The organism is Gardnerella sp. DNF00497B (assembly GCF_049262725.1).
GTDB classification, from domain to species: Bacteria; Actinomycetota; Actinomycetes; order Actinomycetales; family Bifidobacteriaceae; genus Bifidobacterium; species Bifidobacterium leopoldii.
Genome location: NZ_CP058400.1, coordinates 948,487 through 962,930, shown reverse-complemented (window position 1 = coordinate 962,930; position 14,444 = coordinate 948,487). Strand labels below are relative to the sequence as shown.

General features: G+C 39.4%; 10 protein-coding genes. 6 read left to right on the top strand and 4 right to left on the bottom strand.

All coding sequences use genetic code 11. The features are described from left to right. The first annotated feature begins 73 nt into the window (after positions 1–73). The 3 genes from HXT26_RS03515 (at position 74) to HXT26_RS03505 (ending at position 2,904) form a co-directional block, all read left to right on the top strand. Positions 74–1,666: an L-serine ammonia-lyase gene (locus tag HXT26_RS03515; protein ID WP_422111878.1), complete on the top strand. Its 1,593-nt coding sequence runs from the start codon at positions 74–76 to the stop codon at positions 1,664–1,666. Positions 1,667–1,945: 279 nt separating this feature from the next. Beyond that, on the top strand, positions 1,946–2,353 hold the full coding sequence (locus tag HXT26_RS03510; protein ID WP_116971448.1) for an FKBP-type peptidyl-prolyl cis-trans isomerase: 408 nt from the start codon (positions 1,946–1,948) through the stop codon (positions 2,351–2,353). Positions 2,354–2,424: 71 nt separating this feature from the next. Further along, the gene (locus HXT26_RS03505) at positions 2,425–2,904 is read left to right on the top strand and encodes a GreA/GreB family elongation factor (RefSeq protein WP_004107146.1); all 480 of its coding nucleotides are present in this window, start codon (positions 2,425–2,427) and stop codon (positions 2,902–2,904) included. 228 nt (positions 2,905–3,132) lie between these two features. Here the strand turns inward: HXT26_RS03505 and lexA are convergent, their stop codons facing one another. Further along, positions 3,133–3,807 carry a transcriptional repressor LexA gene (lexA, locus tag HXT26_RS03500; protein ID WP_100066613.1) on the bottom strand — a complete coding sequence of 225 codons (675 nt, stop codon included), beginning with the start codon at positions 3,805–3,807 and terminating at the stop codon, positions 3,133–3,135. Between the two features lie 217 nt (positions 3,808–4,024). Between lexA and HXT26_RS03495 the strand changes: the two genes are divergently transcribed. Further along, on the top strand, positions 4,025–4,402 hold the full coding sequence (locus HXT26_RS03495; RefSeq protein ID WP_064340256.1) for a LysM peptidoglycan-binding domain-containing protein: 378 nt from the start codon (positions 4,025–4,027) through the stop codon (positions 4,400–4,402). A 232-nt stretch (positions 4,403–4,634) separates the two neighbouring features. Continuing rightward, positions 4,635–5,090, top strand: a complete 456-nt coding sequence (nrdR, locus tag HXT26_RS03490; protein WP_004119918.1) for a transcriptional regulator NrdR — start codon at positions 4,635–4,637, stop codon at positions 5,088–5,090. A gap of 61 nt (positions 5,091–5,151) precedes the next feature. Here nrdR and HXT26_RS03485 read toward each other — a convergent pair whose 3' ends face one another. Then, positions 5,152–7,428, bottom strand: a complete 2,277-nt coding sequence (locus tag HXT26_RS03485) for a HelD family protein (RefSeq protein WP_004119900.1) — start codon at positions 7,426–7,428, stop codon at positions 5,152–5,154. A 112-nt stretch (positions 7,429–7,540) separates the two neighbouring features. Then, positions 7,541–8,467, bottom strand: a complete 927-nt coding sequence (locus HXT26_RS03480; protein ID WP_004119897.1) for a hypothetical protein — start codon at positions 8,465–8,467, stop codon at positions 7,541–7,543. A gap of 250 nt (positions 8,468–8,717) precedes the next feature. Here HXT26_RS03480 and HXT26_RS03475 point away from each other — a divergent pair, with 250 nt between their 5' ends. After that, entirely contained in the window at positions 8,718–10,175 is a 1,458-nt protein-coding gene (locus HXT26_RS03475) for an MFS transporter (protein WP_004107137.1), read from the top strand. Between the two features lie 142 nt (positions 10,176–10,317). Here HXT26_RS03475 and hrpA read toward each other — a convergent pair whose 3' ends face one another. Further along, positions 10,318–14,403 (bottom strand): ATP-dependent RNA helicase HrpA, encoded by a 4,086-nt coding sequence (gene hrpA / locus HXT26_RS03470; RefSeq protein ID WP_421789360.1) that lies wholly within the window; start codon positions 14,401–14,403, stop codon positions 10,318–10,320. Positions 14,404–14,444 lie beyond the last annotated feature (41 nt).

Here is a 14,444-nt window from a genome sequence, read left to right as displayed (position 1 = left end):
ATTTCTCATGTAATTAGTGTGTCGACGTGAGCTTAATAATGCTTACAATAGATACGTGTTTAGTATTTTAGAGATGTTTTCAGTTGGAGTTGGTCCTAGTTCTTCACATACAGTAGGTCCTATGCGAGCTGCATGCTCGTTTGTTTCATCGCTTAAAAAAAGTGGTAGTCTTGCAAACGTTGCACATGTAAGTGTGACTCTTTACGGATCGTTGTCTTTGACAGGTCTTGGTCATGGTACTGATCGTGCTTGCGTTGCAGGTCTTGAAGGAAATCTTCCAGATAATGTAGACACTGATCATATGCTTACTATTCGTCAGGAATGCAAAAAAACTGGCACTTTAACGCTCGCAGGTGAACATACTATTGCTTTTGATTACGATAAGGACGTAATTTTTGAAAAATGGATGCGAATGGTTGTTCATCCTAATGGAATGCGTTTTGTTGCAACTGATTCTGACGGAAATAAAATCGATGAGCAAGTTTGGTATTCAATTGGCGGCGGATTTATTCGTCAAGGGTGTGCAGATGATGCAATGGTTGGCTTGCATGAGCGTGTTACTGAGCAAGATGAAAATAATGCCAATAAGAATGGTGTAAGCGAGAATAATAGCGAAAGTAATAACGAAAGTAAGAACGAGAATAATAACGAAAGTAATAACGGAAATAATAACGAAAGTAATAACGGAAATAATAACGAAAGTAATAACGGAAATAGTAGCGATAATGCTGCAAACTCCTCAAATCAAACAAAAGATTCCACTGTACCTTATCCTTTTACTTCATGCGACGAGCTTATAAATATTTGCCGAGAAAAGCATATGTCAATAAGCGATGTTGTGTGGCAAAACGAGCTTGCATTGCATGAAGGTGATGCCGACTACGTGCGCAACTATTTGCTGCATGTTTGGAAAGTTATGAGTAAATGTGTAGAAAACGGATGCAACTCAAAGCAACCGATTTTGCCAGGAGGTCTTGATGTGCCTCGTAGAGCTCCTCACATGTATGAGCGCTTAGCTGCAAATTCAGACATGCTTCGCAACAATCGTCGTCGTTCGGATGCTGCTTTAGAAAGTTCAGATTCTGCGTGGGTTAATCTTTTTGCGCTCGCTGTTAGTGAAGAGAATGCTGGTGGTGGGCGTATTGTTACTGCTCCAACGAATGGTTCTGCAGGAATTATTCCTGCAGTATTGCAGTATTATTGGCGATTTGTTGATTCTGCTGATGAAGACGGAGTTGTGCGATTCTTGCTTGCTGCAGGTGCTGTTGGTTACTTATTTAAGCGAAATGCTTCAATTTCTGGAGCTGAAGTTGGTTGCCAAGGAGAGGTTGGTTCTGCCTGTTCAATGGCTGCTGCAGGATTGTGCGAAGTGTTGGGAGGAACCCCGGAACAGGTTGAAAATGCTGCAGAAATCGGTATAGAACACCATTTGGGATTAACTTGCGATCCTGTAGGCGGTTTGGTACAAATTCCTTGTATTGAACGCAATGCTATGGCTGCAAATACTGCAATTAATGCCGTTCGAATGGCAATGCTTGGAGATGGCTCGCACATGGTAAGCCTTGACAAAGCGATTAAGACTATGAAAGAAACTGGTCATGACATGATGTCTAAATATCGCGAAACCTCAAAAGGCGGGCTAGCTGTAAACGTTGTTGAGTGCTAATTTGCTAATATTTTGCATTAATTCGCTGATATTTTGAGATTAATTTTTGCTAAGTTATACACAATGCGTATATTTCATGTACATACGTAACGTTTCAGTGCTAATCTAGGACAGGTTAATCTAGGAAGTGTTAGTCTAAACTGCATTTATTCGAATGTGCATTTACTTAAATGTACTATTTAAAATGCGCTGCTTTAGTAATGCAGGATGGTTAAAAGCTGTCTGTGTAGATGTTATACTGTTCAGATTATACTGTTTGGAGTTTGTAAAGGAGGAAATATGGCACAAGATATGCCAGAAGTGATTGCAGAATTTGGCACTACGCCAACGGTGACGTTCCCTGAATCTGAACCGCCAGCAGGTCTTAAAGTTGTTGAATTAGTTGAAGGTAATGGTCCTGTAGTTCGTGCCGGTGACACTGTAACTGTGAATTATCATGGTGTGGTTTGGGGTAGCGAAAAGCCATTTGATTCAAGCTTTGCTCGTCATACTCCAGCTAGTTTCGGTATTGGTGTCGGTCAAGTGATTCAGGGCTGGGATCGCACTGTTCCAGGTCATAATGTTGGATCTCGTTTGTTGATTTCTATCCCTCCAGAGTATGGTTATGGCTCTCGTGGCATACCGCAAGCCGGTATTGGTGGCGGAGACACTTTGGTATTTGTTGTTGATATTATTTCAACTCGTTGATAGAAGAGCGTGAATTTTATTTTCGCGCGAATAGTTTTTATTTTTAGAGATTGTTGGATAAGGAGGTAGCAATGGCTGAAGAAAAAACTATTTTACTTACGCAGGAAGCGTATGACAAACTAAAAGAAGAGTTAGCGCATCGTGAAGGTGAGTATCGAGAAGAAATCACTGAGCGTATTGCTGCAGCTCGTGCTGAAGGTGATTTGTCTGAAAATGGTGGTTATCAGGCTGCTCGCGAGGAGCAAGGAAAGAATGAAGGTCGCATTAATGAGCTTATTGTGAAGCTTCGTAATGCGAAGATTCTTGAAGCTCCGAAGGATGGCACTGTTGGCAATGGTTCTTTGGTTACTCTTGAGCTAGCAGGTCGAGAAATGACTTATGTTCTTGGTTCTCGCGATATTGCTGTAGCTACAGATTATGACGTTATTAGCCCGGAATCTCCAATTGGAGCGGCTATTATGGGTGCTCATACTGGTGATACTGTTAGCTATGCGGCTCCAAATGGACGTGAAATTTCAGTGACAATTAAGGATTCACATCCACTTGCGTAAGTAAGTATTAATCTCCCCACCTAGTTCGTTTGTGAATAGGTGGGGAGATTTTTTTAGGGTTTGGGTTTTAAGTTTTAGGGTTTTAAGTTTCAAGTTTTGCGTTTTGCATTTTATAACTTGTTTTTTATGGTTTGCAATTTATGTTCTCTGCTGCTTTAGCTCTATGAGCTAATGACAACTTACAACTTATTGTGTTAAATTCTATTGTTTGTTCAGTAGTTATATTTGTTAGATTTTTCGCAATACTGTAACAACTTTTCCCATAATAGTTGCGTGTGATCCGTCAATAGGAGAGTACGCCGGATTATGTGGAATAAGCCATACGTGACCATGGTCATTTCTGAAAGTTTTAACAGTTGCTTCGTTATCTAGCAGTGCTGCAACAATGTCTCCATTTACAGCCTCATGCTGCTCTCTAACTACTACATAATCGCCATCGCAAATAGCGGCGTCAATCATCGAATCGCCGTGTACTTCAAGCATAAAAAGATTTCCTGTACCTGTAAGACGTTCTGGCAATCGCATTACATCTTCAATATGCTGTTCTGCTGTTATTGGAGCTCCTGCTGCGATTCTTCCCACTAGAGGAACATCTCTAGAATTTATAACAGAATCAGATTCGTATGCGCTAATATTGGCAACTCTTGAAGAATTTTTATTAATTTTGTTATTTGAATTGTTTTCAACAATTGAATTATCAAGAATTTCAATAGCGCGACCTTTATTTGCATTAATTCGCAAAATCCCTTTATCTTCAAGTGTTCGCAATTGATGTTTCACAGAAGATGGGCTTCTAAGTCCAACTGCTTCTCCGATTTCGCGGAAAGAAGGAGGGAATCCATGAATTTTTATATTGTTTTGGATGGCATTGATAATATTGCGTTGGCGGTCAGTAAGTGACATTGCGTTAATATCGCTAGCATTAATGCCGTTGTTATCATTATTTGTGCCATCGTTATTCATGGTGCTCCTTTCGCTTTTACTATTTTAACGCACTTTCTTAGAAAAATCAAACATCTGTTCGACACGCCGTTGCAACTATCGAACAAATGTGTCATTATTAATACACCTGTTCGATAGAACAAATGTTCAGTCGATTAAGGAAGGAGAAAGGATAGTTATGAGTACATCATTAATTAGAAGTGGCAGGGAAGCTAGAGTAGGTATACAAGAAAATACTTATTTGATTCGTAAACGCTGCGTTTCTAATAAGCATGCGCGCAAAACTAGAGTTTTTCGTGTAGCTGTACTTTTGATGACAGCAATAACATTCTGTACATTGTTTATGCCAAAGACTGCTGTTTCTGCGATACCTGAAAGAGTTGTTACATATACAGTTCGTCCTGGAGATACGTTATGGAATTATGCTGCTACTATTACTCCTAAAAACGGTGATATATCAGATAATGTAGAGCGTTTAATGGCTTTAAATCATCTTTCTTCTGAAGATTTGGTAATCGGACAGTCTATTAATGTTCCATTAAATGATGCTCAATAGTTGATTGAGTGCAAATAGTATGAAATTGGGGGGAATATGAGAAGGGAAAATATTACTATATTTGAAATTGAAACTGATGAGATAAGTTTTACTGAAAATGATGATGTAATATTCAGTGTGTTTTATGGAGTATTTCGGATTATGGACAATAAAATCGTATAATATTCGGAAATATTTGAATAAAGTGAATAATATTATGTAGTTTTTCGCTATTTTTTAGTATGCTGAATATATGCATTGTCCTTTTTGTAAAAATTCTGATACGAAAGTTATAGATACTCGTATCAGCGAAGATGGTTACTCTATTCGCCGTAGACGTGAATGCCAAGTTTGTGGTAATCGATTTACTACAGTAGAAACAACTCAGTTGCTTGTAATGAAGCGTTCAGGCTCTATTGAACCTTTTGATCGAGCAAAAGTTGTTGCCGGTGTTAGCAAAGCATGTCAAGGACGCCCTATTAATGCTGAGGCATTAAAGACGATTGGTATGCGAGTAGAAGCTGATTTGCGAGCACGAGGTTTAGCGCAAGTTACATCTGAAGAAGTTGGCAAAGCTATTCTTAAGCCATTGCGTGAATTAGATGAAGTTGCATATCTTCGTTTTGCAAGTGTGTACCAAAACTTCACGGGTCTTGAAGATTTTGAACATGCCATTGAAGATTTGAAGCGCAGTAAAACAGAAGAATAATAATTTTATCGATTATTGTTACAGAATATCTATTCCCTGCGCTTTTGCATTATTTTGAGTTCTATTTCTCAAAATTTGCGTCATCTTTAGTGCGTATTATATGCAATTTTTGAGTTGGTCTAGTCATTGCAACATATAGATTGGCTGCAGCAGCTAGTCTAGATGCTGCTTCCTGTTCAATTTGAGAAGGTTGCAACACTATGACAGCGTCATATTCAAGACCTTTTACTTCCTCAGCTGTGCAAACGCTGCATTGGCAATCATCGGCATTTTGTTTGTTTAACTGATTCCATAATTTTTCAGGTAATGCATGTTCTAATGCTTGGTTTACAACCTTTTTAGCATGGCTAACCATGCTGTTAGGAGTAATGATTGCAATACGACCACTACCATCATCAGAGACAAATTTTTCGAATAGTTTTGTACAAGATTCTGCAAGTGCAGTATCGAGTTCATCTTGTGATTCAACCGTTTGTGATACAAGTGAATCAGGTACTGAGCGAACTGCATGAACAGTAGAAATGTATAATCCTGAATCTGTTGCAACCTTGCTTGCTGCTTCAGAAACTTCACTAGGATTTCGATAATTAATTGTTAACTCGTAAAGATCCCAATTTGGTTCTCCAAATAGAGAATTCATATTCTTCTGCCATCTGTGAGTTCCTCCGAGCGCAGAAGTCTGTGCAACATCGCCAACAATAGTAAAGGAGCGTGAAGGACAACGACGAATAAGCATTCTCCAATCCATTGCTGTGAGCTCTTGAGCTTCATCGACAACTACGTGACCATATGTCCACTCGCGGTCAGAAGCTGCTTTACGGGCAAGCATTCCTGCATCGTCGCCTTGCAGATTATCAAGAAGCATATCGGCGGTTACTATGCCATTTCCAATACCAGCTTGTGCTAGAGTGTCAGCTGCAAATTGCTGTTCTTCAAGTTTTTTTGCTTGTGCTGCAGATCTTTGAGCGTCAAGTTTTGGATCAGGACCAAGCAATTCCATAGCTTCATCAAGTAATGGAATATCAGAACGAGTAAGCGGGCTGCCTTTTGGTCTAGTAAGTGAGTTGATATCTTCGTTGCTTAACCAAGGTGCGTATGTGCGTAATTTGTCAGGTTTAGCAAAAAGTTGGTCAATAAGCCATTCTCCAGTCATAGGTAACCATGCAAGATTTAAAGTAATGCGCAGTTTATCGTCAAGACGAAGTTGAGAAGTTATATCGTTTAATTCAACTTGATCTGGAACATAATCAAGCTTTTCCAAATAACGATTTTTCAATATGCTGAGCACAGTTTTTATAAAAGTATTTCGCGCCTGGTTATGCGGCTGGTGAGTCCGTTGAGCATCTGATTGAGCTATCTCAATATCTTCTTTTAGAAGAGGAATACTAAATCCTCCAACATGAATTGTTGGAAGATTTTTAGGAACGCGAATACGAGCGGCAATTGCATTCGCAATAACTGTTCGCATACGATACATTCCCTTTAATTTTGCTGCATATGGAGAATCTTCAGCTGTAGCACAAATTCCAGGAATTAAGTCGGAAATAGTTCTACTTACTACACCTGTTTCACCAAGAGAAGGGAGTACTTGATCAATATAACGCAAGAATGCCGAACTTGGACCAACAATAAGAACTCCTGAACGCTCAAGTTTGCGCCTGTGAGTGTATAACAAATAGGCTGCTCTGTGCAAAGCAACAGCTGTTTTTCCTGTGCCAGGACCTCCCTGTACAACAATAGTGTGATCAAGAGGAGCGCGAATAATTCGATCTTGTTCTGCTTGAATAGTGGCAACAATATCAGTCATTTTGCCGGTTCTGCGAGAACCTAAAGATGCGAGCAGTGCTCCTTCGCCAGTAAGAGTACCTTGTTGTGAAGCTTTTCCTATTTCATCAGAATGTATGTCAAGTACTTCATCTTCAACACCAATAACGTCTCTGAAACGGAGTGTAATGTGACGACGCATAACAATATCGCCATGATGCGAAGGGGTTGCCTCATAAAAAGGTCGTGCAGCTTCAGCGCGCCAATCTGTAAGAATAGGATCATGGTTTTCGCTAAGCAAACCAATGCGACCAATGTATCGCCTAATGCCTTCTGTGTTATCAAGCCTTCCAAAAACAAGACGATCCTCAACAGCTCGTAATTGTGTAAGACGATCTTCGTACATGGTTGCGAATGAGTCGCGCTCTGTGCGCTGTGTTGGTGAACCGTGCGAACCTGACGCGCGCACAGCGTCTAAGCGTGCGCGAATAGTATTACGCAAATCGTCTAGACGGCTATAAGCTCGGTCAACAGCTTGTTGTTCTTCACCAAGTTGTGAGGAATAGGTAGACATACGCATCCATTCTTCGTAAAATACCGCAACCAATTGTGCCAAAAATTAGGCATCTAAGTATATCTCGACGCTTATACACCAAAATTGTATTTCTATGTTGATCTAACGAATATTATTTGCGAGGATCTCCGAACCATGCAGAGTAAATCAATGAAAAATTGCGATTTCCATATGCTGAGCACGAATTTCCTTCGCCGTATCCAGCTTTTAACGATTCTATATTTGGCTGATAAGGAGTATAGATATAAAGCAATGCAGTAGCCTTATTTTCGATATAAACATTGCTAGATCCGCATGATTTATTTGGCGAATATTGAATTGTGTTAATCGTGTTAGGGTGGTAGTTATATTGATCGTTATGAAGAAGATAATATCTATATCTTCTTGCGGAACCAATTACTTGTTTAAAGAATCCTGCAAAACGTGGGTTGCAATGAGAATCATCTGGACAATCTAATCCCATAGCTGATTTGTATTGGAAATCGCTAGGATCAGTGTCTGTTACAAGATGTTGTTCTTTTTGCAGCATTGTAAGTAATACTTGTTGACTGATATGACATGCTTTTGCTGATTTGTATATTATGTCTGCAGAAGATTCTTTGCTTACACCTTGATACTTTGAACATAGTGAATCGGCAGGAATAGTGTGAGTATTAAAGTACGCATTTTTTAAGCAATTTTTACCAGTGCATTTTGCTCCTTTTTTGCGTATAAAATTGCGTACTTCATCTTTACTCATTGCGTTATCGTCAAAAAATTGAGAATCAGAAATAATATTGCCTGGATTAAAATCAAAGCGTGACACAAGTTGTTCTTGTTTGTTGCGAAGATCAGAAACAGTCTGTTCCCAACGTATCCACTGAACAACAGGAATGATAATAGCAATGCCTATGACAGCAATAATAATGTTTCGTAAAATTTTATTGGAGTAAAACTTATGCTTTAAAGAACTGTTGTTTTTATTGTGATGAGCACCACTATTATGTTCACTATTTAGGTTGACATGAATAGAATCATGTTTCTTTCTTCTCTGCACCATGTTTCCTCCTACTTAGCTTGTTACATTATAAGTGATATGCGAATCATTTTATTATTGTGATTATTTTTTAAAATTGTTCCCAATTTTTATTGTTGATTGTAACTATCAAACTGTAGAATTATCCGATTGAGTAGCTACGCGCGAAGAATTTGTTGCGATTAACTTTAGATTGTTAGGGCAGATTGATTTATTTGCAGTAGTTTTCTGCACAAATGTTGGAATTATTAGGATGTGGCAGGAGAGTAAGATAATGATGATTGGAACTAAACGAATTGATTGTTCTTCTATGGATCCTTATGATGACCCAGAAATGCGCAATAAGGTTGCTGTTCGTGCGTTAATACTACTGCTTATTACATTTATTATTAGCACGTTGTGCTTGCAAGGTTTCAACCTTGTTTATAAACAAGTTGGTATAGATGTGAAAGCTGTTGATCAAGCGCCTCTTATAACAGGTTTACCTGGCATTATTTTAGGAATCGTATGCTTTATTTACGGTTCTTTAGGCGACTTTGTGTCATTAAAAAAGCTAGTAACCATTGGATTAACATCTTTGTTTATAGGCTCAGTTTTTGGATTTGTAGCTAATTCTTGTTTTGAGCCAAATTTGTGGACAGTTATTGCTGCTCGTATTATGCAAACAACTGGTGAACAAGTAGCAGGTTCATCATTCTTAGTAATTGCAACAAAATATTTGCGAAATGATTTGAAAGTTATCTTCTTCGGATTATTTACAGCATCGTACCAGCTTTCTGCATGTATTGGAGTGTTTTCAGCAGGATTGTTAAGCTCTATTGCTTGGCAATATTTATTCTTAATTCCAGCATTAACTATTCTAATATTGCCGGCATTATTGCATTATTTACCAACAAAAAACGGCAATGGTAAAAAAATTGATGTTGTTGGTTTTACAGTCTTTGGATTTGCTGTTGCATCTCTTACATTGTTCATTTCATACAGAAACTTGTTGATGCTTATTTCAGCAATTATATTGTTTATAATTTTTGGTATTTACATTAGTAAAGCTAAAGAGCCATTCGTTACGCCAGCTTTCTTCAAGAATATTCGTTGGCTTTCTGGCATAATTTTGATGGGCATAATATACTTCACGAATTATTGCATAAGTCCACTGTTCAATAGAGTTGGAAAAACTTTGTATAATATGACTACTTCACAAGTAGCTTCTTATTTAGTTTGGGCTTTTATTGTTGCTGCAATATTCGGTTCATGCTCAGGCTTAATAATTAGTCGTATAGGAAGAAAAACAGGTTTATTATTAGCAATATTGTTTATACTTTGCGGATGGATTGGTATTGCAGTATTAATAAATTCTGGATTCTTGGCTATAGCTTTGTGTGCATGCATTTATTATGCAGGTTGTGGAATGGTGTATTCTCCACTGGCCTCAACAATTCTTTCATCTCTTCCAGTTGAAGAATCTGGCAGAGGGTGCGGAATGAATGATTTAGCTATTAGTGTTTCTGCGTCTGTTGGTGTAGTAATTTTTGACGGAATATTAGATAAAAACATGTTGAGTGGGGATTCTATAACCGGTGCTTCTGGTATTTCGTCTGGATTTGCAAACATATCTCTTATGTGTGCTGCTGTTGCATTATTAGGAATTATCGTATTTACATTCAGAAACTTTATCACTAAAGAAAGCAATGCAATCGAAGTAGACGAAGATCAAGAACAAGACCAAAAATAATAGTGAAAGCAAAAGCAATAGAATTATAATTGGCAATAACTTAGCAACTGTGCAAATAAAGTTTGTTTGCAACGTTATGAGCAATATTGTTTACAACATTGCAAGCGCTAAGAAAAATATATGCATATATGCGAAACAGTTTTCACCTTCCGTCAATCATCTTTCGCATGCGTTGTATGCTAATCGGATATGCAGTTCCCAATTCTTGCGCCCAAAGAGACACATAGAATTCTTCGCACATCCAACGTAATTTCTCAGCGATCATTTGCGACTCGTCATGAGCGGGTCCCGCTGGGATTTTCTGAGTGTCTTCTTGAGTTTTTATTACAAGCTTATGTGCTTCATCTGCTTGCCAAGCCCAACGTACGTCACGGTTTTTATCTGCTTTAGCTTTAGTAAGACGAATCACGTCTGCATGCAAGTAGCGTTCAATACGAGGTAGAGAATCAGATGGAGTTTTGGCAATAAATCCTTCGTATACAAGACTTGCAGTGTGTTCTCGGATTGATTGCAACACTGAAAGCAACGGTAAATCAGCCTTGCCGGAAACAGCTTTACTTGATTCTGCTTGACGCTTCAATATTGCGATCACATCGTGTGCAACAGCATAAACAGTGTCTTCATATACTTCAGATACGTTTGCAACAGTTTCGCGTAATAAATTGTCGTCAGTAATATTATCCGTGTTCGCAATTAGTCGTTTTACTGCAGCCATTTGCAAGTCTTCTGCTAAAGCATTAGAAGTTGAATAAGGTGCAGCTGCGAGCATTAAAGCTTCAGAACCAAGCCAGCGAGAAGTAATACGCTTATTGTCTAAATGCAGCATATTCAATGCGCTTTGCCAAACCATTTGTGCGCGTGAAAGGTTTGTAGCACCAGATTTGTGTAATAAATCTGCTCGTTCAATTACATGACCAGCTTGTGCTGCTTTATTTGCTTTGATATTTACAACTTCTCGTGCAGATTCTTGTGCTTCTTTCGCAAAACGCTGTTGCAATGCAATTAATGATTTGTCTGTTCCAAGAAGAGTAGGTTTTACGTGATTAGAGTACTTGTTGCGACCTGCAAGTTTATTGCGACTTTCGTTAGCTTTTCTCTCTTCAACACTAAACGTCATGCGCAAGTATGGCGAAAGTCTGCTTATTTGCTCGTCATCGAAAACTTCAGGATGTATTTGCGCGCCAACTACACAAATTGCAGCTTTAGTGAAAACTTCTCTAAAATCTTGCCATTCGCTTTTTATATTGCTTTCTGTTTCTCCAGTCCCAGGAAGCTCGTCGTAATGTTCGTCAATCCAAGCGCGAATTTTTTGAGCAGTGTCAGGAGCTGGAACAAACTGTACTCGTAGAGCTTTAGGCAAAGATTTAATCATGCCAATAATAAGCTCATCAAGCAAACCTGGAACATTCCAAGTAAATTCTTCAGGAGTTAAACGCGAAAGTACGTAAAGCGGCACATGCACTGTTACGCCGTCCAAAGGATTAGCCGGATCATACACATAACTTAAACGCAACCTTATAATCTGACCGTCTGTACCAACTGTATTCCAATGGTCAGGATAATCAGCTAAATCAGTGCTTTGCGTAGTTTGTAAACGTTCAACTTCATCGGGATTAAAGTCTAACTTGTGCGGATCTTCTTCGCGGTTATCTTTCCACCATTTTGCAAGAGCTGCAATAGTAGTTGCTTCTTGAGGAATGTGAGTGTCGTAAAAAGTAAATAAATCTTCGTCGTTTACAGTTTCGCTTATTTGGCGAGTGCGATTTGCTTGATTATCTGCATCTTCAAGCACATTGTGATTATTTAAAATAAACTCATCGTGTGCAAAACGCTGTTGCACATCTGCCTCAACTAAGCCTTGACGAATCATAATCATTCGAGCTTCGTAAGGATTAACTCTAGCCCATTGAACTGTGCGATCTTGAACAATAGGCAATCCGTATAGTAATACCTTAGATTTTGCTACAGCAGCACCTTTAGAAGCGCTCCAATGAGCGTCTGAATACGTGATTCTAGTAAGATTTTTAGCAAGAGGCTCAGCCCAAGCAGGATCGATTTGTGCGCAATATCTTGCCCAAAGTCTAGATGTTTCAACTAATTGCGTACACATAACCCATGAAGGAGTTGTTTTAGAAACAGATGAAGCCGGGAATATTGCGAATCTTCCTCCGCGCGCGCCTTGATAGTCGTTTTTAGCCATTTTTTGAGCGCGTTTCATAGCGCGAATTTTTGCTGATCCATGCAAATTAGCAAAATCTGAAGCTTTCGGTTCACGCACTACTTGCATTCCCAACATAGAAAGTAATCCTGCAAGCATCGACGAGTGTATTCCTTGCGAATCCCAAGAGCAGCACAAGCTATGAGCAGCCTGCTGATTATTAGGAAGTTGACGAATTTCCAAAGATGGCCTTTTAGATGGAATAGGCTCGCCAACTTTATAATGTAATTCTTTACACAAGTCTTGAAGTTGATTAACTAAATCTTTCCACTGTTTTAAACGCAAAAAGTGGAAGAATTCCGCTTTGCAAAGTTTGCGAAGAGCATTATTGCTCATATTTCCGTCTGCTTGGAAAATATAATCCCAAATATTTAAAGCAGTTAAGAAATCGCTTGTTTCATCGGCATAACGATTATGAAGTTTATCTGCTTCTTCACGCTGTTCTTCAGGGCGCTCGCGAGGATCTTGCAAACTCAAAAACGCAACAATTACCAGCACAGCAGCAAGAGTATTCGGAGTGGTTTTACGAGCTGCTTCAACAATCATGCGTCCTAAACGAATGTCAATAGGCAATTTCGAAAGCTCGCGTCCAATATGAGTTAAAGTAATGAAACCTGATTTTCTGCTTATTGCGCCAAGCTCGTTAAGCTCATTAAAGCCGTCGCTTACTGCTTTCATATCAGGAGGGTCAATAAAACCGAAATTCGTAATATCTTCGCCAGTTTTAGCAACGCCTACTGAAAGCATGTGTAATACTACTGCTCCAAGCGAAGTGCGCAGAATCTCAGGATCGGTAAAACGAGGTCGAGTTTCGTAATCTTCGCGCGAGTAAAGTCTAATAGCAATTCCGTCCGCGATTCGTCCGCATCGTCCAGAACGCTGATCTGCGCTCGCTTGAGAAATCGGCTCTATAGGAAGCCTTTGCACTTTTGCAGACTTAGAATATCTGCTAATTCTCGCAAAACCAGGATCGACAACGTATCGAATCCCAGGAACAGTAAGCGAAGTTTCAGCAACGTTCGTAGCAATAACAATGCGTTGATGAGAGTGATGTTCAAATACGCGATGCTGATCTTTTGCAGAAAGACGCGCAAAAAGCGGCACTATTTCAATAGCATCCGCTCGTTTCATATCACTTGCTCGAGTGCCAAAATATGAGCGTAATCCTGCTTCAAACTCTCGAATATCGCGCTCGCCGGAAGCGAAAACCATAATGTCGCGCGCGCCTTGCTCGTGGCTTGAATGAATAACTAATTGAGCGCATGCGCGAGTTACTGCAGATGTCATATCTTCATCTGTAATATCGTCTCGATTGCTTTCGTTAGATTGGCTTTCTGCGACAGTTTCCTCATCCATTGTTATGTCTGCAAAGCCGGGGACATGTCGCATAAGTGAAGGCGCGGAGCCAAGTGGCTCATAAAGCACTCGAACAGGGTACGTGCGTCCAGAAACTTCAATAACAGGAACTTTTATGCGTAAAGCTTGTTCGAAATGTTCACGGAATTTTGCAGAATCTATTGTTGCCGAAGTAATAATCAGCTTCAAATCGCGTCTTTGCGGAAGTAAAGTTGTTAAATACCCTAGCAAAAAGTCAATGTTAAGACTGCGTTCGTGAGCTTCGTCAATAATAATCGTGTCGTATTTAGTAAGAAGAGGATCTCGCTGAATTTGCGCAAGTAAAATACCGTCAGTAACAATTCGAAGCTTTGTTTTAGGTGAACTTTCGTCGGTAAATCGCACTTGGTAGCCGATTTCTTCACCCAGTTTTACTTCCATTTCGCTTGCGATTCGCTCAGCAACAGTGCGTGCAGCTAAACGGCGAGGCTGAGTGTGTACGATTTGCTTACCTCTTCCGCCTCTTCCAAGTTCAAGCGCCATTTTTGGGATTTGCGTAGTTTTGCCGGAGCCGGTTTGTCCGGAAACAATCACGACTTGTGAAGACTTAATTGCTTCTATTATTTCGTCGTGTGCTGCGCAAATAGGAAGCTCAACAGGGTAGTCGAATTTCATAGTGTATATTTCTTTTCGTAAATTTTTTACTTTTTTGGTAC

Bases quoted from the DNA above. Each gene is read 5' to 3' on its own strand.
- HXT26_RS03505 (WP_004107146.1), top strand. From the start codon at position 2,425: ATGGCTGAAGAAAAAACTATTTTACTTACGCAGGAAGCGTATGACAAA.
- HXT26_RS03510 (WP_116971448.1), top strand. From the start codon at position 1,946: ATGGCACAAGATATGCCAGAAGTGATTGCAGAATTTGGCACTACGCCA.
- HXT26_RS03495 (WP_064340256.1), top strand. From the start codon at position 4,025: ATGAGTACATCATTAATTAGAAGTGGCAGGGAAGCTAGAGTAGGTATA.
- HXT26_RS03475 (WP_004107137.1), top strand. From the start codon at position 8,718: ATGATGATTGGAACTAAACGAATTGATTGTTCTTCTATGGATCCTTAT.
- HXT26_RS03480 (WP_004119897.1), bottom strand. From the start codon at position 8,467: ATGGTGCAGAGAAGAAAGAAACATGATTCTATTCATGTCAACCTAAAT.
- HXT26_RS03515 (WP_422111878.1), top strand. From the start codon at position 74: ATGTTTTCAGTTGGAGTTGGTCCTAGTTCTTCACATACAGTAGGTCCT.
- hrpA (WP_421789360.1), bottom strand. From the start codon at position 14,403: ATGAAATTCGACTACCCTGTTGAGCTTCCTATTTGCGCAGCACACGAC.
- HXT26_RS03485 (WP_004119900.1), bottom strand. From the start codon at position 7,428: ATGTCTACCTATTCCTCACAACTTGGTGAAGAACAACAAGCTGTTGAC.
- lexA (WP_100066613.1), bottom strand. From the start codon at position 3,807: ATGTCACTTACTGACCGCCAACGCAATATTATCAATGCCATCCAAAAC.
- nrdR (WP_004119918.1), top strand. From the start codon at position 4,635: ATGCATTGTCCTTTTTGTAAAAATTCTGATACGAAAGTTATAGATACT.